General features: G+C 74.8%; 21 protein-coding genes. 16 read left to right on the top strand and 5 right to left on the bottom strand.

Features of this window, described 5'->3' with window-relative positions; genetic code table 11:
• The first annotated feature begins 69 nt into the window (after positions 1–69).
• Positions 70–471, top strand: a complete 402-nt coding sequence (locus tag MY526_RS09090) for a hypothetical protein (RefSeq protein ID WP_436694409.1) — start codon at positions 70–72, stop codon at positions 469–471.
• A gap of 7 nt (positions 472–478) precedes the next feature.
• Here the strand turns inward: MY526_RS09090 and MY526_RS09085 are convergent, their stop codons facing one another.
• Complete coding sequence (locus MY526_RS09085) at positions 479–1,225, bottom strand: glycoside hydrolase family 16 protein (protein WP_436694408.1); 747 nt, start codon at positions 1,223–1,225, stop codon at positions 479–481.
• 32 nt (positions 1,226–1,257) lie between these two features.
• Positions 1,258–2,022 (bottom strand): SDR family NAD(P)-dependent oxidoreductase, encoded by a 765-nt coding sequence (locus tag MY526_RS09080; RefSeq protein ID WP_436694407.1) that lies wholly within the window; start codon positions 2,020–2,022, stop codon positions 1,258–1,260.
• A gap of 141 nt (positions 2,023–2,163) precedes the next feature.
• Here MY526_RS09080 and MY526_RS09075 point away from each other — a divergent pair, with 141 nt between their 5' ends.
• The 6 genes from MY526_RS09075 (at position 2,164) to MY526_RS09050 (ending at position 7,728) form a co-directional block, all read left to right on the top strand.
• Entirely contained in the window at positions 2,164–3,663 is a 1,500-nt protein-coding gene (locus MY526_RS09075; RefSeq protein WP_436703743.1) for a long-chain-fatty-acid--CoA ligase, read from the top strand.
• Positions 3,660–4,859, top strand: a complete 1,200-nt coding sequence (locus MY526_RS09070; protein WP_436694405.1) for an acyl-CoA dehydrogenase family protein — start codon at positions 3,660–3,662, stop codon at positions 4,857–4,859. The genes MY526_RS09075 and MY526_RS09070 overlap by 4 nt, the downstream gene beginning before the upstream one ends.
• A 29-nt stretch (positions 4,860–4,888) precedes the next feature.
• Positions 4,889–5,275: a hypothetical protein gene (locus tag MY526_RS09065; RefSeq protein WP_436694404.1), complete on the top strand. Its 387-nt coding sequence runs from the start codon at positions 4,889–4,891 to the stop codon at positions 5,273–5,275.
• Positions 5,196–6,305 (top strand): alpha/beta fold hydrolase, encoded by a 1,110-nt coding sequence (locus tag MY526_RS09060; RefSeq protein WP_436694403.1) that lies wholly within the window; start codon positions 5,196–5,198, stop codon positions 6,303–6,305. Before MY526_RS09065 ends, MY526_RS09060 begins: the two co-directional genes overlap by 80 nt.
• A complete protein-coding gene (locus MY526_RS09055) occupies positions 6,302–6,844 on the top strand; it encodes an N-acetyltransferase family protein (protein WP_436694402.1) in 543 nt (180 codons plus the stop codon). Before MY526_RS09060 ends, MY526_RS09055 begins: the two co-directional genes overlap by 4 nt.
• A gap of 134 nt (positions 6,845–6,978) precedes the next feature.
• Positions 6,979–7,728: a hypothetical protein gene (locus MY526_RS09050; RefSeq protein WP_436703742.1), complete on the top strand. Its 750-nt coding sequence runs from the start codon at positions 6,979–6,981 to the stop codon at positions 7,726–7,728.
• Here MY526_RS09050 and MY526_RS09045 read toward each other — a convergent pair.
• The 3 genes from MY526_RS09045 to MY526_RS09035 form a co-directional block, all read right to left on the bottom strand.
• Entirely contained in the window at positions 7,718–9,352 is a 1,635-nt protein-coding gene (locus MY526_RS09045) for an ABC-F family ATP-binding cassette domain-containing protein (RefSeq protein WP_436694400.1), read from the bottom strand. The two genes, MY526_RS09050 and MY526_RS09045, sit on opposite strands and share 11 nt — an antisense overlap.
• 25 nt (positions 9,353–9,377) lie before the next feature.
• On the bottom strand, positions 9,378–10,397 hold the full coding sequence (locus MY526_RS09040; RefSeq protein ID WP_436694450.1) for an adenylate/guanylate cyclase domain-containing protein: 1,020 nt from the start codon (positions 10,395–10,397) through the stop codon (positions 9,378–9,380).
• Between the two features lie 70 nt (positions 10,398–10,467).
• A complete protein-coding gene (locus MY526_RS09035) occupies positions 10,468–10,926 on the bottom strand; it encodes a universal stress protein (RefSeq protein ID WP_436694399.1) in 459 nt (152 codons plus the stop codon).
• Positions 10,927–11,141: 215 nt separating this feature from the next.
• On the opposite strand from MY526_RS09035, the gene MY526_RS09030 reads away from it, so the two are divergent.
• The 9 genes from MY526_RS09030 (at position 11,142) to MY526_RS08990 (ending at position 22,245) form a co-directional block, all read left to right on the top strand.
• On the top strand, positions 11,142–12,041 hold the full coding sequence (locus tag MY526_RS09030; protein WP_436694449.1) for an ABC transporter ATP-binding protein: 900 nt from the start codon (positions 11,142–11,144) through the stop codon (positions 12,039–12,041).
• Positions 12,038–12,793 (top strand): ABC transporter permease, encoded by a 756-nt coding sequence (locus MY526_RS09025; protein WP_436694398.1) that lies wholly within the window; start codon positions 12,038–12,040, stop codon positions 12,791–12,793. The genes MY526_RS09030 and MY526_RS09025 overlap by 4 nt, the downstream gene beginning before the upstream one ends.
• Positions 12,794–12,835: 42 nt before the next feature.
• Positions 12,836–13,645, top strand: coding sequence for an ankyrin repeat domain-containing protein (locus MY526_RS09020; protein WP_436703741.1), 810 nt, complete (start codon positions 12,836–12,838; stop codon positions 13,643–13,645).
• 130 nt (positions 13,646–13,775) lie between these two features.
• Positions 13,776–17,615: a multifunctional oxoglutarate decarboxylase/oxoglutarate dehydrogenase thiamine pyrophosphate-binding subunit/dihydrolipoyllysine-residue succinyltransferase subunit gene (locus tag MY526_RS09015; RefSeq protein ID WP_436703740.1), complete on the top strand. Its 3,840-nt coding sequence runs from the start codon at positions 13,776–13,778 to the stop codon at positions 17,613–17,615.
• A 69-nt stretch (positions 17,616–17,684) separates the two neighbouring features.
• A complete protein-coding gene (locus tag MY526_RS09010; protein ID WP_436692696.1) occupies positions 17,685–17,864 on the top strand; it encodes a DUF6104 family protein in 180 nt (59 codons plus the stop codon).
• Between the two features lie 55 nt (positions 17,865–17,919).
• A complete protein-coding gene (locus MY526_RS09005) occupies positions 17,920–18,654 on the top strand; it encodes a hypothetical protein (RefSeq protein WP_436692697.1) in 735 nt (244 codons plus the stop codon).
• A gap of 61 nt (positions 18,655–18,715) precedes the next feature.
• Entirely contained in the window at positions 18,716–19,429 is a 714-nt protein-coding gene (locus tag MY526_RS09000) for a metal-dependent hydrolase (RefSeq protein WP_436692698.1), read from the top strand.
• Positions 19,430–19,465: 36 nt separating this feature from the next.
• On the top strand, positions 19,466–20,803 hold the full coding sequence (locus MY526_RS08995; protein WP_436692699.1) for an MFS transporter: 1,338 nt from the start codon (positions 19,466–19,468) through the stop codon (positions 20,801–20,803).
• Positions 20,800–22,245, top strand: coding sequence for a pyridoxal phosphate-dependent decarboxylase family protein (locus tag MY526_RS08990; protein WP_436703739.1), 1,446 nt, complete (start codon positions 20,800–20,802; stop codon positions 22,243–22,245). Before MY526_RS08995 ends, MY526_RS08990 begins: the two co-directional genes overlap by 4 nt.
• Positions 22,246–22,289: the final 44 nt, after the last annotated feature.

Below are 22,289 nucleotides of genomic sequence, written 5' to 3'. Positions count from 1 at the left end.
CCGACAGGAACGGCCGCCGCCCCGCGGGTCTCGTCTCCGCACCCCGGTCGGCGTAGCGTCCCCCGCGTTGTGAACTGGGTCACGTTCGAGGTGTTCGACGGCGCCACGGCGGCCGCCGGGTGGGCGCGCGGGTGGCACGACCGGCTCGTCGAGGCGGCGCTGGCCGGCGGCGCCGCCTTCTGGGACGAGCACGAGCACCGGTGGGGTGTCGTGCTCGAGTTCGCCTTCCCCGAGGAGCGGCAGCGGGACGCCTTCCGGCAGTCCCCCGTCGTCGGCGCCGCGCTGGACGCCGCGCCCGACCCGGTGAACGGCGTCCTCGTGTACCCGCACCGCGGCGGGGGCACCGGCGACCGGGTGCCCCGCCGGCCGGGCCCGCTGGTCAGCGGCGGTGCCGCGGCGCTCCCGGAACCGGATCCCGACGCCGACCGGGTCGTCGCCTGCACCTGCCGGGTGGAGGAGTGCGCCGGCTGACCCGGCGTCAGGCCGGCAGGGGGCGTCCCACGACCGAGGACACCACCAGCTCGGGGACCGGGACCGCCGGGTCTCCGGGATCCGCGCGGCCGGGGAAGTCGAAGACGCCCAGCATCAGCTGCACCGGGTAGTCGGGCGCCTGGCCGACCCGGCGGACGACGTCGCCGTCGACGCTGAACACCAGCGACCCGGGCGCCCAGTCGACGGCGTAGGTGTGGAACCGCGCAACGTCGACGGGCAGCCGCTCGGCGCCGAAGTCCTCGGTCAGCCGCGGGTCCCGGAACCGGTGCAGGCCGGTCCCGACCGCCGCGGTCCCGTCGCGGACGGTGTCCCCGAAGACCTCGGCCACGCAGATCTCCCCCGAGTGCTCCGGCCGGTCCTCGATGCCGGAGAGCCAGAACGCGACCATGGACCGGCCCGTGATCCGCGCCCGCATCCGCACCTCGAGGTGCCCGTACCGCGGGGTGTAGCCCCAGAACGGAGCGTGCTCCTCCCGCACCACGAGGCCCTCGGCGAACGGCTGCTGACCCACGCTGCTGCCGGTCTGCAGGCAGGACACCCGCAGCGGCTCCTCGTGCAGGTCCGGGCACCAGAGCGGCTGGTCGGCGGGGATGGTCAGGTGCAGCTCCCCGTCGGCCACCCGCCACGTCGCCGCGGACGCCGCCCGCGAGCTCCAGTGCGGCAGGTAGTGGGGGAACCACACGTCGGTGTCGAGCGACTCCCCCGGGAAGCGCTCGTCCAGCTCCTCGCGCACGGCCGGCAGCGTAGGGCCGGCCGCCGACGCCGTCAGCTGGTCAGCAGCCCGCCCTCGACCGGCAGCGTCGTGCCGGTGACGTAGCCCCCGGCGTCGCTGACCAGGAACACCAGCGCCGCGGCCAGCTCGCGGGGGTCGCCCTTGCGCCCGACGAGCACCCGGGACAACTGCGACTCGATGTACCCCTCCGGGTACTGGTCGGTCATCTCCGACTCGAAGAACCCGGGCGCGAGCGCGTTGACCCGGATGCCCTTGCGGCCGGTCCACTGCTGCGCCAGGTCGCGGGTCAGCCCGATCAGGCCGGCCTTGCTCGCCGCGTACGCCGCCTGCGGCAGCCCCGCCGTCGTCAGCCCGAGGATGCTCGAGACGTTGACGATGGAGCTGCCCGGCTGCATGACCCGCCCGCAGGCCTGGGCCATCCAGTAGCAGCCGTTGAGGTTGACGTCGATGACGTCGCGGAACTGCTCGGGGGTCTCCCGGGTGGCCGGGACGGCGGTGCCGACCCCGGCGTTGTTGACCAGCACGTCGACCTTGCCGAACTCGGCCATCGCGGCGTCGACCAGGCCCTGGCAGTCCTCGGGCCGGGCGACGTCGGTGCGCACCGGGATCGCCCGCCGGCCCGCGGCCTCGACCGCCTCCCGGGTGCCGGCCAGCCGGTCCTCGCGACGGGCACCGAGTGCGACGTCGCAGCCGGCCTCGGCGAGCGCCTGGGCGAAGACCGCGCCCAGGCCGGAGGAGGCCCCCGTCACGATCGCCACCCGGCCGTCGAGCCGGAACATGTCGAGGATGCCTGCCACTGTCGCTCCCGTCGTCGGTGTCGGTGCCCGCGAGCCTGTCGCCCGCGAGGCCCGGCCGCCACCGCGACCCCAAGTGAGGGGTGGACCACCCCGCGGCCGGGTAGGGGTCGGCTCCCAGCCCCCAGCAGAGGTGGCAGCCCCATGACGAACCTGGCCCAGCACCTGGTGGACACCGCGGCGGCGCACGGCGACCGCCCGGCACTGCGGATGGACGACGCCGTCCTCACCTACGACCGGTTCCGGGAGGACGCGACGCGGGTCGCCGCCGGGCTGCGGGCCCGCGGGGTGCAGCCCGGCGACCGGGTGGGGATGGTGCTGCCCAACGTCGTGAGCTTCCCGGTCGTCTTCTACGGCGCCCTCATGGCCGGTGCCGCCGTCGTCCCGATGAACCCGCTGCTCAAGGCGCGCGAGGTCGAGTACTACCTGCGCGACTCCGGCGCCCGGATCGTGGTCGCGCTCGACTCGGTGGCCGAGGCGGCCACCGAGGCCGCCGGCGCGGTCGGTGTGGACGCGGTGGCCGTGGGGCCGACCGGGACCGGGGACGCGCTGACCGGCACCCCCGACGGCGACGTCGTGGACCGCGCCGACGGGGACGCCGCGGTGATCCTCTACACCTCGGGGACCACCGGCCCGCCCAAGGGCGCCGAGCTCACCCACGCCAACCTGCGCGGCAACGCCCGGACGACGCAGGAGACGCTGCTCGAGGGCTCCCCGGACGACGTGATCATGGGCTGCCTGCCGCTGTTCCACGTCTTCGGCCTGACCTGCGCCCTCAACGCCGGCGTCCTCGCGGGGTCGTGCCTGACCCTGCTGCCGCGGTTCGACGGTGCCAAGGCGCTGTCGATCGTCGAGCGGGACCGGGTGACCGTCTTCGAGGGGGTGCCGACGATGTTCTCGGCGATGCTGCACTCCCCCGACCGCGACCGGTACGACGTCTCCAGCCTGCGGCTGTGCGTCTCGGGCGGGTCGGCGATGCCGGTGGAGGTGATGCGCGGCTTCGAGGAGGCGTTCAGCTGCATCGTCCTGGAGGGCTACGGCCTGTCGGAGACCTCGCCGGTCGCCTCGTTCAACCACCCGCACGCGGAGCGGAAGCCCGGCACGATCGGCACGCCGATCCGCGGCGTGGAGATGCGCCTGGTCGACGACGAGGGCCGCGACGTCCGCGAGGGCGACGTCGGCGAGATCGCGATCCGCGGCGAGAACGTCATGAAGGGGTACTGGAACCGCCCCGAGGAGACGGCGAAGGCCATCCCGGACGGCTGGTTCCGCACCGGCGACCTCGCCCGCCGGGACGCCGACGGCTACTACGCGATCGTCGACCGGAAGAAGGAGATGATCATCCGCGGGGGCTACAACGTGTACCCGCGGGAGATCGAGGAGGCGCTCTACGAGCACCCGGCGGTCGCCGAGGCCGCCTGCATCGGCGTCCCACACGCGGAACTGGGTGAGGAGGTCGCCGCCGCCGTCGCGCTCAAGCCCGGCACACAGGCCGACCCGGCCGAGCTGCAGGCCTGGGTGAGGGAGCGGGTCGCCGCCTACAAGTACCCGCGGCACGTCTGGCTGGTCGACAGCCTCCCCAAGGGGCCCACCGGCAAGATCCTGCGCCGCGCCGTCGAGGTCCCCACGGAGGTCGGTCAGTGACGCAGCAGTTGGACACCAGCCACCTGGGCGAGGCCCTCGGCACCGACTTCTTCTCGGTGCGCGACCAGTTCACCGAGGAACAGTGGGAGAAGTTCCTCGCCGTGCGGCGCTTCGTGGACAGCGAGGTGCTGCCGGTCGCCGGCGACTACTGGGAGCGCGCGGAGGTGCCGTGGCCGCTGATCCGCCGGCTGCCCGAGCTGGGCATCGTCGGCGGCAGCATCACCGGCCACGGCGCTGCGGGGATGAGCCCCATGGCCGCGGGCCTGGTGCAGATGGAGCTGCACCGCGGCGACGGCAGCCTGGGCACCTTCCTCGGCGTGCACGCCGGGCTGGCGATGCAGTCGATCGAGATGTGCGGCTCGGCGGAGCAGAAGGACCGCTGGCTGCCGCAGATGTCGACGCTGGACAAGCTCGGCGCGTTCGCGCTCACCGAGCCGCACCACGGGTCGGACTCCGTCGCGCTGGAGACCACCGCCCGCCGGGAGGGCGACACCTGGGTGCTGGACGGCTCGAAGCGCTGGATCGGCAACGGGTCGCTGGCCGACCTGGTGGTCGTGTGGGCGCGGGACGTCGCCGACGGACAGGTCAAGGGCTTCGTCGTCCAGACGCCGGCCGAGGGGTACGAGGCGACGGTCATCACCGGGAAGATGTCGCTGCGCGCGGTCTGGCAGGCCGAGATCGAGCTGAGCGGCGTCCGGGTGCCCGAGGCCGACCGGCTGCAGGAGGCGCACAGTTTCGCCGACACCGGCCGGGTGCTGGCCACCACCCGCGGCGCCTGTGCGTGGATGGCCCTGGGGCACGCCACCGCCGGCTACGAGACGGCGCTTGCCTACACACGCGAGCGCAAGCAGTTCGGCAAGCCGCTGGTCAGCTTCCAGATCGTGCAGGAGCGGCTGGTGCGGATGCTCGCCGCGCTCACCGGGATGCAGCTGTACTGCATGCAGATCGGCCGGCTGGCCGAGGCCGGCCGGCTCTCCCCGACCGTCGCGGGGCTGGCCAAGATGCACAACACGCGGACCGCCCGCGAGATCCTCGCCGAGGCCCGCGACCTGCTCGGCGGCAACGGGATCCTGCTGCAGAACCACGTCATCCGGCACATGGCCGACATCGAGGCGATCCACACCTTCGAGGGCACCGAGACGGTGCAGACGCTCATCGTCGGCCGCGACATCACCGGGGTCAGCGCCTTCACCTGAGCCCGCACCCGCCGACCCGAGGAGGAACCGTGGCCGACGCACGCCCGCCGCTGTGGCGGCAGGCCTTCGACGCCGCCGAGCGCCGGGTGACCCCGCGCGCCGAGGAGTTCGTCCGCACCGACACCTTCTCGATCGGCGCCGCGCTGCTGCGCCGGGCCACCACGCTGGCCCGCGACTCCGCGCGGGACGTGACCACCCGCGCGTGGCACCTGCTGAACCTGCCCGCCGGCACCGACGTCAGCCGGCTGCGGGCCCAGGTGGGGGCGCTCGACCGGGAGATCCGGCGGCTGACCCTGCAACTCGAGGCGGAGCGACGACGCACGACCGAGGAGAGCCATGCCGACAGCGCCTCGTCCGCAGACGATCCTCGACCGCGTCCGTCGCGACGTCGAACGCAACGCCCTGCGCGCCCGTAACGGGCTGAAGCTGGTCAGCGGGGTCGACCGGCCCGGGGTCGGGCTGACCCCGAAGGACGTCGTCTGGCAGCGCGGCCGCACCCAGCTGTGGCACTACCGCAACGACGACGTGCGGCACAGCCCGCCGCTGCTGATCGTGTTCAGCCTGGTCAGCCGCAGCTACGTCCTGGACCTCACGCCGGGCAACAGCTTCGTCGAGCAGCTCCTGGGCGCGGGGTTCGACGTCTACCTGCTCGACTGGGGGGAACCGGACGAGCGGGACGCGGCCAACACCCTCGAGGACTACGTCGACGACTACATCCCGGCCGCGGTGCATCGGGTGCTGGAGCTCTCCGGCGCCGGCGAGGTCAACCTGTTCGGCTACTGCTTCGGCGGGAACCTCACCCTGCTGTACGCCGCGCACCACCCCGACGCCCCGCTGCGCAGCCTCACCGTGCTCGCCACGCCGGTCGACTTCCGGCACATGGGCCCGCTGGCCGACCTGTTCCGGGTGGGCGGCCTGGAGGTCGCCGCGGTGCTCGACGCGAACGGCAACGTGCCGCCGCGGGTCGTCGTCCAGGGCTTCCGCGCGCTGACCCCGACCTCCGAGGTCACCCGCTACGTGACCCTGTGGGAGCGGCTCTGGAACGACGAGTACGTCTCCGCCTACCAGGCCATGACCGGCTGGTCGGACGACCACGTGCCCTTCCCCGGGGCGGCGGCGGAGGAGACGGTGCGGATGCTGGTGCGGGACAACGGGATGGTCACCGACCGGCTGGCGGTGAGCGGGGACCGGATCCACCTGGCCGACATCCGCGTGCCGTTCCTCACCGTCCGAGCCGACCGCGACCACATCGTCCCGCCCGAGGCGACCGCGCCGCTGATCGACCTGGTCGGCTCGCCGGACAAGCACGAGCTGCGGCTGTCGGCCGGGCACATGGGCCTGGTGGTCGGGCGGACGGCGGCCCGCACGACGGTGCCGCAGATCATCGACTTCCTCCGGCGGCGCAGCGAACCGCTGGACGCGACCGCCGAGGAGGCCGCCCGGTGAGCGACGTCGTCGAGGTGACCGACGCGCACTGCGACGCGCTGCTGCGCTTCTTCGCCGACCTCCCCGAGGGCGACCGCACCTTCATCCGCGAGGACGTCACCGACCCCGACGTGGTGCGGGGGTGGACGGCCGGCGCCCCCGGCGTCCGGCGGTGGGTGGCCCTGGACGGCGACGGGCGGGTCACCGGGTACGTCGCGGTGCTGCGGCTGCCCGGCTGGTCGGACCACGTCGGCGAGCTCCGGCTGGTCGTGGCGCCCGGCGCGCGCGGCAGCGGCCAGGGCCGCGAGCTGGCCCGGCACGCGATGGTGCAGGGCCTCGAGGAGGGGCTGACCAAGCTGGTGGTCGAGGTGGTCGCCGAGCAGGGCGCGGCGCTCGCGCTCTTCACCGACCTGGGCTTCACCGGCGAGGCGCTGCTGGTCGACCACATCCGCGACCGCGACGGGGAGCTGCGGGACCTGCTGGTGCTGGCGCACCACGTCCGCGACACCTGGGCCGGGATGAGCGCGGTCGGCCTCGCCGACGCGCTCGGCGACGGCTGAGCCGGCAACCGGCGCGGAGCGCCCACCCCGGAACGTCCCGGCACCGTCGCCTCGGTGTCATCGCCCGGCCATCTCCGCCGGTCACGCTCGGTCCCCACGGGCCCACCCGGGCCCGGGTGACCCTGGAGGTCCCGGTGTCCCGACCGTCCGTGCCCCCGCCCCCCGCCTCCGCCCGCTGGCTGCGCACCGGCGCCCTCGTCGCCACCGAGCGGCTGCGCCCCGCCGTCGGCAGTTCCCGGCGCCGGGCGGTGTGCGGCGCCTCCCGGGTGCTCACCGGCCTGGGGGTCCGGGTGGCGGTTCGCGCACCGTCGGCGCCGTGGCCCCGCGCCGGCCGCGACCCGGGACTGCTGCTGGTCGCCAACGCCGTCTCCGCGCTGGACCCGCTGGTCCTGCAGACGGCGCTGCCCGGGGTCCTGGTCGCGGGACACCGCGACCGGATCGCCGGGGTGCCCGTGCCCGCCGTCGCCCCGGTCTCCGCCCGCGTCGCGACCGCGCTGCGCCGCGGGACGCCGGTCGTCGTCCGCCCCGAGGAGCAGCCGACCGGGGCCGCCGCGCTCGGCCGCTTCTCCCCCGCGCTGTTCGCCGCGGCGGCGGAGACCGGCGCCCCCGTCTGCCCGGTGGCGCTGCGCTACCGCGGCGCGGGCGACCCGCCGGCGACCCGCTCGACGGTCGCCACCCTCCGCTGGCTGGGCGCCGCCGCGGGCGTGGTCGTGGAGGTGCACCTGCTGCCGGCGCTCTCCTCGGCCGCCGCGACGGCCGAGGAGCTCGCGACGCTGGCCGAGTACGCGGTGGCCGCCGTCCTCGAGGCGCCGTCGCCCGCCCCGGCGACCGGCCTCGCTGGAGGGGCCCGCCGCGAGCCGGCGAGAGGTCCCGCTACCCGGTGACCCGGCCGCCGTCGACGGCGAGCCGGCGGGTGGTCTCCACCGCGGCCAGCATCCGGCGGTCGTGCGTGACCAGCAGCAGCGTGCCGCGGTAGCCGGCCAGCGCCTGCTCCAGCTGCTCGATGGCCGGCAGGTCCAGGTGGTTGGTGGGCTCGTCGAGCACCAGCACGTTGACGCCGCGCGCCTGCAGCAGGGCCAGCCCCGCGCGGGTGCGCTCCCCCGGCGAGAGCGTGTCGGCGGGCCGGAGCACGTGCTCGGCGGTCAGCCCGAACTTGGCCAGCAGGGTGCGCACCTCCGCGGTCGGCCGGTCGGGCACCTCCGCCGAGAACGCGGCCAGCAGCCCCTCCGACCCCAGGAACGCCCGGCGCGCCTGGTCCACCTCGCCGATCCGCACCGCCGGCCCCAGCGAGTGCCGCCCCGCGTCGAGCGGCACCCGCCCGAGGAGGGCGGCCAGCAGGGTGGACTTGCCGGCGCCGTTGGGCCCGGTGATCGCCACCCGGTCGCCCCAGTCGACCTGCAGGTCGACCGGCCCGAGCGTGAAGCCGCCGCGCCGGACGACGGCGCCGGACAGGGTGGCGACCACCGCACCGGCGCGCGGCGCCGCGGCGATCTCCATCCGCAGCTCCCACTCCTTGCGCGGTTCCTCCACCTCCTCGAGCCGCTCGATCCGCCGCTCGGTCTGCCGGGCCTTGGCCGCCTGCTTCTCCGAGGTCTGCCGCTGGAAGTTCTTGACGTGCTTGTCCGGGTCCTTCTGCTTGCGGACGGCGTTGCGCAGCCCCTTGTCCATCCAGGAGCGCTGCGTCCGGGCCCGCGCCTCGAGCCCCGATCGGGTGTCGGCGTACTCCTCGTACTCCTCGCGGGCGTGCCGGCGGGCGACCTCCCGCTCGACGAGGTAGGCCTCGTAGCCGCCATCGTGCACCCGCACCAGCTGCTGGGCGAGGTCCAGCTCGACCACCCGGGTCACCGTGCGGGCGAGGAACTCGCGGTCGTGGCTGACCACGACGATCCCGCCGCGGGCGTCGGTGACGAACCGCTCCAGCTGCTCCAGGCCGGCCAGGTCGAGGTCGTTGGTCGGCTCGTCGAGCAGCAGGACGTCGTAGCGCGACAGCAGCAGCGCCGCCAGCCCGACCCGGGCGGCCTGCCCGCCGGAGAGCCCGGTCATGGCGGCGTCGAGCGCGACGCCGGGTGCCACCTCGGCCACCACCTGCTCCGCGCGCTCGTCCAGGTCGGCGCCGCCGAGCGCCAGCCAGTGCTCGAGGGCGTCGCCGTAGGCGTCGCCGGCCCCGTCGAGCCCGGCGGTGAGCGCGGACGTGGCCGCGTCCAGTGCGGCGTGGGCCGCGGTCACCCCGGTGCGGCGGGCCAGGGCGTCGCGCACCGACTCCCCGGGGCGCCGCTCGTGCTCCTGCGGCAGGTACCCGAGAGTTGCCGTCGGCGGGCTGACCGTCACCTCCCCGGACTCGGCCGGCAGCTCGCCGGCCAGCGTGCGCAGGAGGGTGGACTTCCCCGCGCCGTTCACCCCGACCAGCCCGACGACGTCACCGGGCGCGACGACGAGGTCGAGGTCGGAGAACAGGACGCGGGCGCCGTGGCCGGCGGCCAGCCCGCGGGCGACGAGGGTGGCGGGCACGGGTTCAGCCTCTCACCGGCCCCTGTCAGGGCTGCTCGCCGTCCTCCGGGGCGGCGAGGACCTCGTCGGCCATCTCGTCGAGCATGCCCTCCAGGGCGTTGTCCTCCCCGCCGGGAGGACGGCGGCGGACCAGCCACGGCTGCAGCTGGTCGTACCCGCGGACGGAGACCCGGTTCAGCGGGCGGACCCGGTACCGCGGCAGGCCGCGCAGGTGCCGGGCCAGCTCGCGGTCGACCAGCAGGGCCGACGGCCGGGCGATCGAGGTCAGCCGGCTGGCCAGGTTGACCACCGGGGAGTAGACGTCGCCGAGGTGGGTCAGCACCGTGCCGTGCGCGGCACCCACCCGCAGCGGCGGGCGGTCGGCGGCCTGCCACGCCTCGGGGAGCTCCAGCCCGATCTCGACGGCGTCGATGGGTGAGACGGCGGTGTAGAGGACGCCGTCCCCCACGGTCTTCACCACCCGGCCGTGGTGGCGGGCGATCACCTCGCTGGCGGTGCTCTCGAAGTCCTCGACCATCTCGCCGAGCTCCCGCCCGCCCATGCCGCGGCTGCGGGTGGTGTAGCCGACGAGGTCCGCGAAGCCGACGGCGAGCTCGCGCCGGTCGCCGGGTCCGGCCGAGGCCAGCAGCCGGTCGGCGTTGGCGGCCAGGTGACGCCGCCACACGTAGTCCTGCACCTCGCGCAGCAGCGGGAAGAGCCGCTGCGCGGTCCGCACCGCCTCCGCGGGGTCGATCGCCTGCTCGCCGCCGGCGTCCCGGGTCAGCAGGTCGGCGAGCATGTCGGTCTGCCAGTCGGCCAGCCGGGACAGCGACTGGCCCATGGCCCGGGCGATCGACGCCTCGGTCTCGGGGTCGACGAAGCCGGAGTCGATCAGCGCCGAGAGCGTGCCCAGCGCCCGCACGTCGGTGTCGGTGAAGAGCGCCTCGTCGTCGGCGGCGTCGGGGAAGCCGAGCGCCCGCCACAGCCGCTGCGTCCGCTCCGGCGGCATGCCGGCCAGCTCGGCGACCTGCAGCCGGGTGTAGCAGCCCGGGCCGTCGAGGAGCAGCCGCTCGAGCGCCTCCCGGGCGTCGGGTGCACCCGCGGCGGCGTCCTCGGCTCCGGTGCCCGGCAGGGGGTCAGCCCGTGGTGTGGACGACCAGCACGTCGACCGTGGACCGGCGGGTCACGTCGGAGGGCACCGACCCGAGCAACCGGCCCTTGATGCTGTTGAGCCCGCGGTTGCCCACCACGAGGAGGTCGGCCTGCTCGCGGGCGCACACGTCGAGCAGCGTCTCGACCGGCGCGCCGACGACGGCGATCGGGTAGACGTCGGTGGCGCCGGCCTCCCGCGCACGCTCGGCCGCGGTCTGCACCGTGGACTCGGCCGGGCCCGAGCCGATGACCTGGTAGGCGTCGTCACCGAAGACCTCGCGCGCCTCCTGGAGCTCGCGCTCGTCGACCCGCGGGGGCTGGTAGGCGCAGACGAGGACCAGCCGCGCGCCACAGGCCCCGGCCAGCGCGCCGGCGCGGCGCACCGCCCGCAGGGATGACTCCGACCCGTCGGTCCCGACGACCACCGTGCGATACGCGCTCACGGCTCGGGAACCTACCGGCAGGGCCTCCGCTGTGCGCGCGATCACCCTCGGCCGCCACGCCCGCCGGGACTCCCGGACCGTCGTCCGGGTGCGCTTGGATGGAGCCGTCGTCAGGCCCCCGCCGACCCCAGGAGAGCGCCATCCGCCCCGGCAGCACCGCACCCCGAGACCCCGTGCGGGTCGAGGTCCGCGGCCTCACCAAGACCTTCGGCGCCGTGCGCGCCGTCGACGACCTGACCTTCACCGTCGAACCCGGGTCGGTCACCGGCTTCCTCGGGCCCAACGGGGCCGGGAAGACCACGACCATGCGCATGCTGCTGGGCCTGGAGCAGCCGGACTCGGGCACCGCGACGTTCAACGGCGCCCCGTACACGGCCCTGCCCGCGCCGGTCCGCACCGTGGGCGCCGTCCTCGAGACGGCGTTCCACCCGGCCCGTTCCGGCCGCAACCACCTGCGCGTGTACTGCCGCGCGGCGGGGCTGCCGCTCTCCCGCGCGGAGGACGTCCTCGTGCAGGTCGGGCTGGCCGACGCCGGCGGACGCCGCGCGGGCGGCTACTCCCTCGGCATGCGGCAGCGTCTCGCGCTGGCGACGGCGCTGCTGGGCGACCCGGCGGTGCTCGTCCTCGACGAGCCGGCCAACGGCCTGGACCCCGAGGGCATCCAGTGGCTGCGTGGGTTCATCCGCCACCTGGCCCACGAGCAGGGCCGCACCGTGCTGGTCTCCAGCCACCTGCTCTCGGAGATGGAGCACACCGCCGACCGCGTGGTCATCGTCGGCGCCGGCCGGCTGGTCCGCGAGGGCTCGATCGCCGAGCTGCACGCCGGCGCCCAGGGCCCCGGGACCGTGCTCGCCCGCAGCCCCGAGGCCGCCCGGCTGGTCGAGGTCCTCGGATCCGCCGGCCTCGAGGTCGCACCGGGCGGCGACGGGCTGGTGACCGTCTCCGGGACGACGCCGGCCGTCGTCGGCGCCCGCGCGTTCGCGGCCGGGATCGAGCTGCACGAGCTGCGCGCCGAGAGCAGCGGCCTGGAGGACCTGTACTTCCGGCTCACCGCGGGCCAGGAGCAGTTCGCCGCCGCTCCGACCGACACGATCACGCAGGGAGCTGCCCGATGACCGCGCTCGTCCGCGCCGAGTGGACCAAGCTGTTCACCACGCGCGTGTGGATCGGGCTGCTGCTCGGCGCCTGCGTCATGGTGACCGGCTTCGCGATCCTCTTCACCGCCTTCGCCGGCGGCGCGGAGAGCGGCCTGCCCGCCGTGGGCACGGAGGCCTACGAGGAGCTCGCGCTGGCCACCGCGGCCAACGTCACGGTGCTGTTCCTCATCCTCGGCATCATCGGGATGACCCAGGAGTACCGGCACCGCACCGCCACGCCGACCTTCCTCACGACGCCCCGGCGCGGCCGCGTCGTCGTCGCCAAGCTGATCGGCTACGCGCTGGCGGCGGTGCCCTTCGCTCTGCTGGTGCTGGCGGTGAACTACCTCGTCGTCGCGATCCACGCCGGCGCCCGGGGGGCGGCACCGTCGCTGACCGGGGACAACCTGCGGGTCATGACGGGTGCCGGCCTGGCCCTGGTCATCTACGCCGTCATCGGCGTCGGTCTCGGCGCGCTGCTGCGCAACCAGGTGGGCGCCATCGTCGGCGGCCTGGTCTACCTGTTCGTGGTCGAGCCGATCATCCGCCAGATCCCGGCCACGGCCGGGGCCTACAAGTGGATGCCCGGCGGCGCGCTCGAGGCGATGACGGCGACCTTCCAGGGTCCCGAGCTCCTCGAACCCTGGCAGGGCGGGCTGCTGCTGCTCGGTTACGGTCTGGTGGCGGCCCTGCTGGGCACCCTGCTCGCCGTCCGGCGGGACGTCGTCTAGCACGGCCGCCCGGCACGTCCCGAACGGAAACGGGGATCCCCCATGACCACCCGCATGACCGGCCCGCGGCTGGCCCGGCTGATCGCCCAGGGTGACGTCGACGCCGTCCGCACCGCCGTCGAGCAGTCGCCGCGGCTGCTGTCGGCGACCGTGGAGCGGGACGGACAGGGCGGCTGGACGCCGCTGCACGTCGCGGTCGCCGAGGGTCAGGCCGAGATCGTCCGGCTGCTGGTCGCCGCCGGCGCGGACCCGGCCGCGCGCACCGAGCAGCACCGCACGCCGCTGCACACCGCGCTGGAGTCCGCACCAGACCTGGTCGCCGTCCTCCGGAGCCTCGGCGCCCCGGTCGACGCGCCGAGCGCGGCCTACCTCGACGACGCCGACCAGCTGGCCGCGGCGCTCGACGCGGGCGCACCGCTGGCCGACCCGGTCACCGGCGTGGACCTGCTGACGTGGGCCGCCGCGGGCGGTGCGGCCGGGGCCGCCCGCGCGCTGCTCGACCGGGGCGCGGACGCCGACGCCGGGGCCCTGCACGCCGCCGCGGCGCACGGCCGGCTCGAGCTGGTCCGGCTGCTGCTGGACGCCGGCGCCGACGTCAACCGTCGGGAGCCGGACACCGGCCGCTCCCCGCTGCACGCCGCCGTCGCGGCCGGCGTCGACCGCGACGCGCCCGAGGTGGTGCGTGTCCTGCTCGACGCCGGCGCGGACGTCAACGCCACCACCAACGACGGGGCCAGCGCCCTCGACATCAGCCGCGTGTCGGCGGCCCGCACCCGACGCGAGGACGCCGGCCGGGCCACCGCCCACGACGCGCTGGCCGACCTGCTCGTCGCCCACGGTGCCACCGCCTGATGCACCGCCACCCGCCTGGCCGCGAGCCGGTGCAGGCTGCGCGGGCAGCCCGGTCCGGGCACCCGGACGGGCGTACACTCCCCACCCGGTCCAGACACGTCCACCGACGACGAAGAAGGCACTCGACCCCGTGTCAAGCGTGAACTCATCCCGGCCGTCCTCCACCCCCTCCTCCTCAGCGGTGGCAGGGTTCGGCACCAACGAGTGGCTGGTCGAGGAGATGTACCAGCAGTACCTCGCCGACCCGTCCAGCGTTGACCAGGCCTGGCACGAGTTCTTCGCCGACTACCGGCCGGGCAGCCCGGTGGCCGCGAGCGACGACCGCCAGCAGCCGGCCGCCTCCCCGGACGGCCCCGAGCCGGCCCCGTCCTCCGCCGAGCCGTCGGCCGAGCCGGAGGCGACTGCGCCGGCGGCCGGCGCCCCGGCCCCGCAGGCGCCCGCCGCCCAGGAGCCGGCGGGCGGCGCGCCGTCCCGGGCCACCCCGGTGGAGCCGAAGACGGAGGCGACCGTCGTCGACCGCGCTGCCGACACCGCCGCCGCCCAGCAGAAGGCCACCCCGGCGCCGAAGCCGGCCGCCAAGCCCGCGCCGCCGAAGGCGCCGGCCGGCGAGGGCCCGAAGCAGACACCGCTGCGCGGCGCGGCCGCCAGCATCGTCAAGAACATGAACGCGTCGCTGACCGTCCCGACGGCGACCAGCGTGCGCGCGGTGCCGGCCAAGCTGCTGGCCGACAACCGCATCGTCATCAACAACCACCTCGCCCGCTCCCGCGGCGGGAAGGTCTCCTTCACGCACCTGATCGGCTACGCGCTGATCCGGGCGCTGGACGACTTCCCGGAGATGAACGCCTCCTTCACCGAGGTCGACGGCAAGCCGACCCTGGTGACGCCCGAGCACGTCAACTTCGGCCTGGCCATCGACCTGCCGAAGGCCGACGGCTCGCGGTCCCTCGTCGTGGCCTCGATCAAGGCCGCCGAGCAGATGGACTTCGCCCAGTTCTGGGGCGCCTACGAGGACGTCATCCGCCGGGCCCGCGCCGGCAAGCTGACCCTCGAGGACTACTCCGGAACGACGATCAGCCTCACCAACCCGGGCACGATCGGCACCAACCACTCGGTGCCGCGGCTGACCGCCGGCCAGGGCACGATCGTCGGCGTCGGCGCCATGGAGTACCCGGCCGAGTTCCAGGGGATGAGCCCCGAGGCGCTCACCGAGATGGCGGTCAGCAAGATCATCACGCTGACCTCGACCTACGACCACCGGATCATCCAGGGCGCGCAGTCCGGCGACTTCCTCCGCCGCCTGCACCAGCTGCTGCTGGGTGAGGACGGCTTCTACGACGGCGTCTTCCGGTCGCTGCGCATCCCCTACGAGCCGGTGCGCTGGATGCCCGACGTGCGGGTCAGCCGCGAGGGGCAGATCGACAAGGAAGCCCGGGTCATCGAGGTCATCGAGTCCTACCGGCGCAACGGCCACCTCATGGCCGACACCGACCCGCTCGAGTTCAAGGTCCGCAGCCACCCCGACCTGGACATCCTGCAGCACGGCCTGACGCTGTGGGACCTCGACCGGAAGTTCCCGGTCGGCGGGTTCGCCGGCGAGAAGCTCATGGCCCTGCGCGACGTCCTGGGCGTGCTGCGCAACTCCTACTGCCGCACCGTCGGCGTGGAGTACATGCACATCACCGACCCCGAAGAGCGGGACTGGATCCAGCAGCGGGTCGAGCTCAAGGCCGAGCAGCCCGACCGGGACAAGCAGAAGCACGTGCTCGGCCGGCTCAACGCCGCCGAGGCCTTCGAGACGTTCCTGCAGACCAAGTACGTCGGCCAGAAGAGGTTCAGCCTCGAGGGCGGCGAGTCGGTGATCCCGCTGCTGGACGAGGTGCTCATCGCCGGCACCGACCACGACCTCGACGAGGTCGCGATCGGCATGGCGCACCGCGGCCGGCTCAACGTGCTGGCCAACGTCCTGGGCAAGAGCTACGCCAAGATCTTCGGCGAGTTCGAGGGCAACATCGACCCCGGCACCGTGCAGGGCTCCGGCGACGTGAAGTACCACCTGGGCGCCGAGGGCACCTTCAAGAACCCGTTCGACGACAAGTCGATCGCGGTGTCGCTGGCCAGCAACCCGTCGCACCTCGAGACGGTCAACCCGGTGCTCGAGGGCATCACGCGGGCCAAGCAGGACCTCATCGACAAGGGCGAGAACGGCTTCACCGTGCTGCCGGTCCTGCTGCACGGCGACTCCGCGTTCGCCGGCCAGGGCGTGGTCGCCGAGACGCTGAACCTCTCCCAGCTGCGCGGCTACCGCACCGGCGGAACCGTGCACGTCGTCATCAACAACCAGGTCGGCTTCACCACCAGCCCGGCGGCGGCCCGGTCGAGCCTCTACTCGACCGACGTCGCCCGGATGATCGGCGCGCCGGTCTTCCACGTGAACGGCGACGACCCCGAGGCCTGCGTGCGGGTGGCGCGGCTGGCGGTCGAGTACCGGCAGGCGTTCAAGAAGGACGTCGTCATCGACCTGGTCTGCTACCGCCGGCGCGGGCACAACGAGGGCGACGACCCCTCGATGACCCAGCCGCTGATGTACGACATCATCGACCGCAAGCGCTCGGTCCGGAAGCTCTACACCGAGGCGCTGATCGGCCGCGGCGACATCACGCTGCAGGAGGCCGAGGAGGCGCTCAAGGACTACCGCGAGCAGCTGGAGCGGGCCTTCGCCGAGACCCACGACGCGCAGGACTCCTCCGCGCCCGAGCCGGTCATGGACCCGCGGACGGCGCACGAGTCCACGGTCGCCACCGCGATCACCACCGAGGTGCTCAAGGCGATCGGCGACGCGCACGTCTCGCTGCCGCAGGACTTCACCGTCCACCCGAAGCTCCAGCGGCTGCTCGAGCGCCGCGCGGCGATGGTCAGCGAGGGCGGCATCGACTGGGCCATGGGTGAGCTGCTGGCCTTCGGCTCGCTGCTCATGCAGGGCGTCCCGGTCCGGCTGGCCGGCCAGGACTCCCGCCGCGGCACGTTCGTGCAGCGCCACTCGGTCCTCATCGACCGGCAGTCGGCCGCGGAGTACACCCCGCTGGCCAACCTCGCCGAGGACCAGGCGAAGTTCTTCGTCTACGACTCCCTGCTCAGCGAGTACGCGGCCCTGGGCTTCGAGTACGGCTACTCGGTGGCCAACCCGAAGGCCCTGGTGCTGTGGGAGGCTCAGTTCGGCGACTTCGTCGACGGCGCGCAGATGGTGATCGACGAGTTCATCAGCTCCGGCGAGGCCAAGTGGGGTCAGCGCTCCGGCGTCGCCCTGCTGCTGCCGCACGGACTCGAGGGCCAGGGCCCCGACCACTCCAGCGGTCGCCCCGAGCGGTTCCTGCAGCTGTGCGCCGAGAACAACATGACCGTCGCCAACTGCACGACGCCGGGCAACTACTTCCACCTGCTGCGCCGCCAGGCGCTGTCGGACGTGCACCGGCCGCTGGTCGTCTTCACACCGAAGTCGCTGCTGCGGGCCAAGGCGGCGGTCAGCCCGGTCGAGGACTTCACCGAGCAGAACTTCCGCCCGGTCCTTCCGGACGCCGGTGTCGGTGGCGAGCCGCTCGACGACGCCGCGGTGCGGCGGGTCCTGCTGTGCAGCGGCAAGGTCGCCTACGACCTGCAGGCGCAGCGGGAGTCCGACGGCAGCGCAGACACCGCCGTGGTGCGGGTCGAGCAGCTCTACCCGCTGCCGGCCGAGCAGATCCGGGCGGAGCTGGAGCGGTACCCGAACGCGAGCGACGTCGTCTGGGTGCAGGAGGAGCCGATGAACATGGGCGCCTGGCAGTTCATGGCGGTCAACCTGCCCGAGCACCTGCCGGCCGGCCGCACCCTGCGCCGGGTCAGCCGTCGCGCGTCGGCCAGCCCGGCCGTCGGCTCGGCCAAGGTGCACGAGGCCGAGCAGAAGCAGCTGATCGCGACCGCCTTCGCCGACTGACCCACCCGCCCGACTCCGACGCCCGGCCACCGATCTCCCTCGGCGGCCGGGCGTCGTAGGTTCTGGTGCGTGTACTTCACCGACCGGGGTCTGGAAGAGCTCGCCGAGCGGCGCGGCGAGGAGCAGGTCACGCTCGCCTGGCTCGCCGACCAGATGCAGGCGTTCGTCGACCAGCACCCGGACTTCGAGGTGCCGGTCGAGCGGCTGGCGACCTGGCTGGCGCGGGGCGGCACGGACGACGACGACTGAGTTGTCGGCACGTCGACCCCGTCCCGGGTCCCGCCCTGAGCCTGCGAAGGGCGGGGTGGACGGCGCCCTCTCCATCCCGTTGGAACGGGTGACCGTCCGGCGGGAAATCCGCGAGCCCGACGCCTGGTTCTGGGCGCTGCCGGTCATCGCGCAGCTGCGGGACGAGGGCATGCCGCTGGCGCCGGTCACCGTGCTGGTCGGGGAGAACGGCAGCGGCAAGTCCACGCTCGTCGAGGCCGTCGCCCGCGCCTGGCAGGAGCTGCTCACCGCCCAGGTCCACCACTGGGGTCCCGAGCCGTCGGCGGAGGACGCCTCCCTGTGGCGGGGGCTCTGGCTGGAGACGGCGTACCCCCGCCCCCAGGGCGGCATCTGGCTGCGGGCCGAGACGATGCACCAGCTCTTCGCCTCCGTCGACCGGGAGGCGGTCGAGTTGCGGCCCTTCGACGGCGTTCCGCTGAACACCCGCTCCCACGGCGAGGGCTTTCTCGCCTTCCTCGAGTCGCGCACCACCGAGCGGGGCCTCTGGGTGCTCGACGAGCCCGAGTCGGCGCTGTCCTTCCGGTCCTGCCTGCGGCTGATGGTGCTGCTGCAGGGCGCGGTGCGGACCGGCTCCCAGGTGCTGCTGGCCACGCACTCCCCCGTGCTGGCGGCGTACCCGGGCGCCACCGTCTACGAGCTCGACGCCGGCGGCTACGCCGCCCGGGCGTGGGCCGAGCTGGAGCTGGTCCGGGACTGGGCGGCCTTCTACGAGGACCCCGGGCGGCTGCTGCACCACCTGTTCGACGAGTGAGGTGACACGCCCGGGCGCCGGGATCCCCCGCTGCCGGCCCGGACGGCGGGACGCTTCGTGCGTGCTCGGTCACTCGCACGCCCTGTCCGGGCTCGCCGCAGGCGCGGCGACACTGCCGTGGGCCCCGGTCGAGGGCCCCGTCGCCCAGGTCGCCTGGATCGCCGCCGTCGGCGGGATGTCGATGCTCCCGGACCTGGACTCCAGCGGCTCGACCGTCTCGGACATGTGGGGGCCGGTGACCGACGTCCCCTCGGGGGCGATCGGGCGCCTGGCGCAGGGGCACCGCTGGGGCACACACGACGCCGTCCTCGCGCCGATCGCGTTCGGGGCGCTCGCGCTGGCCGCGGCCAACGCGTTCTGGTCCAGCCTGCTGCTCCTGGCCCTGGCGATCGGGCTGGCGCTGCGCGCCCTGCACTTCGTCATCCCCGGCCGGGCGGAGAACACCGTCGTCGGCAACCTGGTGCTGTCCTGGGGCTCGGCCTGGCTGCTGCTCGGGCACATGCCCTCCCCGGCCTGGCTGCCGTGGGCGGTGGCGCTCGGCGTGCTCACCCACATCGCGGGCGACGCGATCACCAAGCAGGGCGTCCCCGTCCCGCTGATCTGGCTGGTCCGGCGCTGCCGGGTGGTGCTGACCCCGCTGCGCACCGGGGCCACCCTCGAGAAGGCCGTGCTCGCCCCGGCGTTCGTCGTCGGAACGCTGTGGTTCGTCTACGCGAACACCGGCGTCCGGACGGCGGTCGAGCCGTGGCTGCAGGACCTCAGCGGCCTGCTCTGATCCGGGCGCGGCCCCCGGTTCGCTAGGTTGCCCGCCGTGACCGCCGTCTCCTCCGCGCCGCCGACCCCCCGGCTGGGCCGCGGAACGCACCTGGGCTACGCCCTGGGCTCCATCGGGACGGCCGCATTCGGCACCGTGCCCGGGCTGTTGCTGCTCTTCTACCTGACCGACGTCCTGGGCGTCGCCGCCGGTGTCGCCGGGCTGGTGGTGTTCGCGCCCAAGGCGTGGGACGTCGTCCTCAACCCCTGGATCGGCAACCGCTCGGACCGCACCGAGAGCCGCTGGGGCCCGCGCCGGCCCTGGATGCTGGCCGGCGGGCTGACCCTCCCCCTGCTGTTCGTGCTGGTCTTCGCGGGGCCGGGTGCGCCGCCCGGACCGGCCGCGCTCTGGGTCGCGGTGGCCTTCCTGCTGGCCGCCACCGCCTACGGCTGCTTCCAGGTGCCCTACGTCGCCCAGCCGGCCGAGATCACCGATGACCCCGGCGAGCGGGCCACCCTCATGTCCTGGCGGGTGGCGGTGCTGGCGCTGGGCATCCTGCTGGCCGGCGCCGGTGCTCCGGCGGTCGTCGACCTGGCCGGCGGCGGGCGGGCGGGACACCTGGCGATGGCGGCCTTCGTCGCGGTGCTCCTGGCCGTGGGCATGCTGGGCGCGGTCGTCGGCACCCGCTCGGCCCCGACGCTGACCCGCGTGCGCAGCGAGGGCCGGCTGCTCGCCACCCTGGTCCGCGCCTGGCGGTCCCGGCCGTTCCGGCTGCTGCTCGCCGGCTTCGTCGTCCAGGCACTGGGGATCGGCGTGATGCTGGCCGGTGTCCCCTACTACTCCCGGCAGGTCCTCGGGGACCCGGCCGCCGGGTCGCTGCTGTTCGCGGCGCTGGTCGGCCCGGCGATCCTGGTCATGCCGCTGTGGCTGCGGGTGAGCCGCCGGCTGGGGAAGCGGACCGGCCTGCTGGCCGCCTCGGTGCTGTTCGCGGCCGGCGCCGCGGCGCTCGCGCTCGGCGACGCGGGCGGGACCGGCCTGGTCATCGCGCTCGTGGTGCTGGTCGGGGTCGGCTACGCCGGGATGCAGATGTTCCCCCTGGCGATGCTGCCCGACGTGATCGCCGCGGACGAGGCCGCGTCCGGGCAGCGCCGGGCGGGGGTGTTCACCGGGGTCTGGACGGCGGCCGAGACGCTCGGCCTGGCCGTCGGCCCGGGCCTGCTCGGCGGGCTGCTGGCGCTGGCCGGCTACGTCTCCTCGACCGGGGACCAGGTCGTCGCCCAGTCCGCGTCCGCGGTGACCGCGGTGCAGCTGGGGTTCAGCGTCGTCCCGGCCGTGTTGGTGCTCGCCGCGCTGCCCTTCTTCGCCCGCTACCGCCTCGAGGAGACCGGCCCATGACGCCCGACGACGTCCTGGCCGAGCTGACCGCGCTGCAGGCCGGCGACGTGCCCACGCACGGCGGAGCGACCATGGCCTACGTCTACGACTCCGGGCTGGAGGGGCTGGACGACCTCGCGGCCGCGGCCCAGGCGGCGTTCCAGTGGACCAACGCGCTGGACCCGACCGCCTTCCCGAGCGTCGCCCGCATCGAGAACGACCTGGTCGGCGCCGCGGCAGCGCTGCTCGGCGGCGGGCCGGACGTCGTCGGGACGCTGACCAGCGGCGGGACGGAGAGCTGCCTGCTCGCGGTGCTGTCCGCCCGCGAGCGGTGGCGCGCGGCGGGCGCGCCGGGGCGCCGCCCGCGCCTGGTCCTCCCGGTCACGGCGCACGCCGCCTTCCGCAAGGCCGCGCACCTGTTCGACCTCGAGGTGGCCGAGGTGCCGGTCGACCCGGTCACCTGCCGGGCCGACGCCGCGGCGGTCGCCGCGCTCCTGGACGAGCGAACGGCCCTGGTGGTGGTCAGCGCACCGTCCTACCCGCACGGGGTCCTCGACCCGGTCGGCGAGGTGGCCGCACTGGCCGCGGCGGCCGGCGTCCCCTGTCACGTGGACGCGTGCATCGGCGGCTGGGTGCTGCCCTTCCTCGACGGCGTCCCGGAGCGCTTCGACCTCTCGGTGCCCGGCGTGACCTCCCTGTCGGTCGACCTGCACAAGTACGGGTACGCGCCCAAGGGCGTCTCGGTGCTGCTCACCGCCGACCCCGGGCTGCGCCGGGCGCACTGGTTCACCACAGCCGGCTGGCCCGGCTACCCGGTGGTCAACCCGACCCTGGCCGGCACCCGATCGGCCGGTCCGATGGCCGCGGCGTGGGCGGTGCACCGGCTGCTCGGCGTCGAGGGGTACCGGTCGCTGGCCCGGCGGGCCCGGGCGGCCACGGTGGCCCTGGCCGAGGGGATCGGCGCCGTCGAGGGGCTGCGCGTGGTCGGGACGCCGGCGGCCACGCTCGTCGCTCTCGCCCAGGACGGCGCGGACGGCGTCGACGTCCTCAACCTGGCCGACGAGATGACCGCCCGCGGCTGGCTGCTGCAGCCGCAGCCGCCGTTCGGCCAGCCCGGCGGCGCGGACCTGCCCGCGACCCTCCACCTGACGGTCACCGCGGCGACCGCCGGCCGGGTCGACGCGCTGCTGGCCGACCTGGCCGACGCCGCCCGTGCCGCGGCCGCGCTGCCCCGCCCGGTCGCCGACCCGGCCCTGGTGGCGGCCGCGGCGACGCTCGACCCGGCGGCGCTCACGGCCGTCGAGGTCGACGCGCTCCTCGCGCTGGCGGGGGTCGGCGGCGGGCTGCCCGAGCGGATGGCGCCGGTGCACGCGCTGGTCGCGGCGCTCCCCCGCCCGCTGGCCGAGCGGCTGCTGGCGGGCGTGCTGGAGCTGGTCTACCGGCCGACGACGGTGCCCCGGTGAGCGGTCCGGCCGTCCTGCCGGCCCCGCCGGGCGAGAACGGACGA

The organism is Geodermatophilus sp. CPCC 205761 (assembly GCF_051383655.1).
Classification (GTDB): domain Bacteria; phylum Actinomycetota; class Actinomycetes; order Mycobacteriales; family Geodermatophilaceae; genus Geodermatophilus.
This window is presented reverse-complemented; position numbering and strand designations above follow the sequence as displayed.

What these genes read in the sequence shown, in the direction of transcription:
- MY526_RS09075 (WP_436703743.1), top strand. Translation starts at nt 2,164, where the DNA reads ATGACGAACCTGGCCCAGCACCTGGTGGACACCGCGGCGGCGCACGGC.
- MY526_RS09025 (WP_436694398.1), top strand. Translation starts at nt 12,038, where the DNA reads ATGACCGCGCTCGTCCGCGCCGAGTGGACCAAGCTGTTCACCACGCGC.
- MY526_RS08990 (WP_436703739.1), top strand. Translation starts at nt 20,800, where the DNA reads ATGACGCCCGACGACGTCCTGGCCGAGCTGACCGCGCTGCAGGCCGGC.
- MY526_RS09020 (WP_436703741.1), top strand. Translation starts at nt 12,836, where the DNA reads ATGACCACCCGCATGACCGGCCCGCGGCTGGCCCGGCTGATCGCCCAG.
- MY526_RS09060 (WP_436694403.1), top strand. Translation starts at nt 5,196, where the DNA reads ATGCCGACAGCGCCTCGTCCGCAGACGATCCTCGACCGCGTCCGTCGC.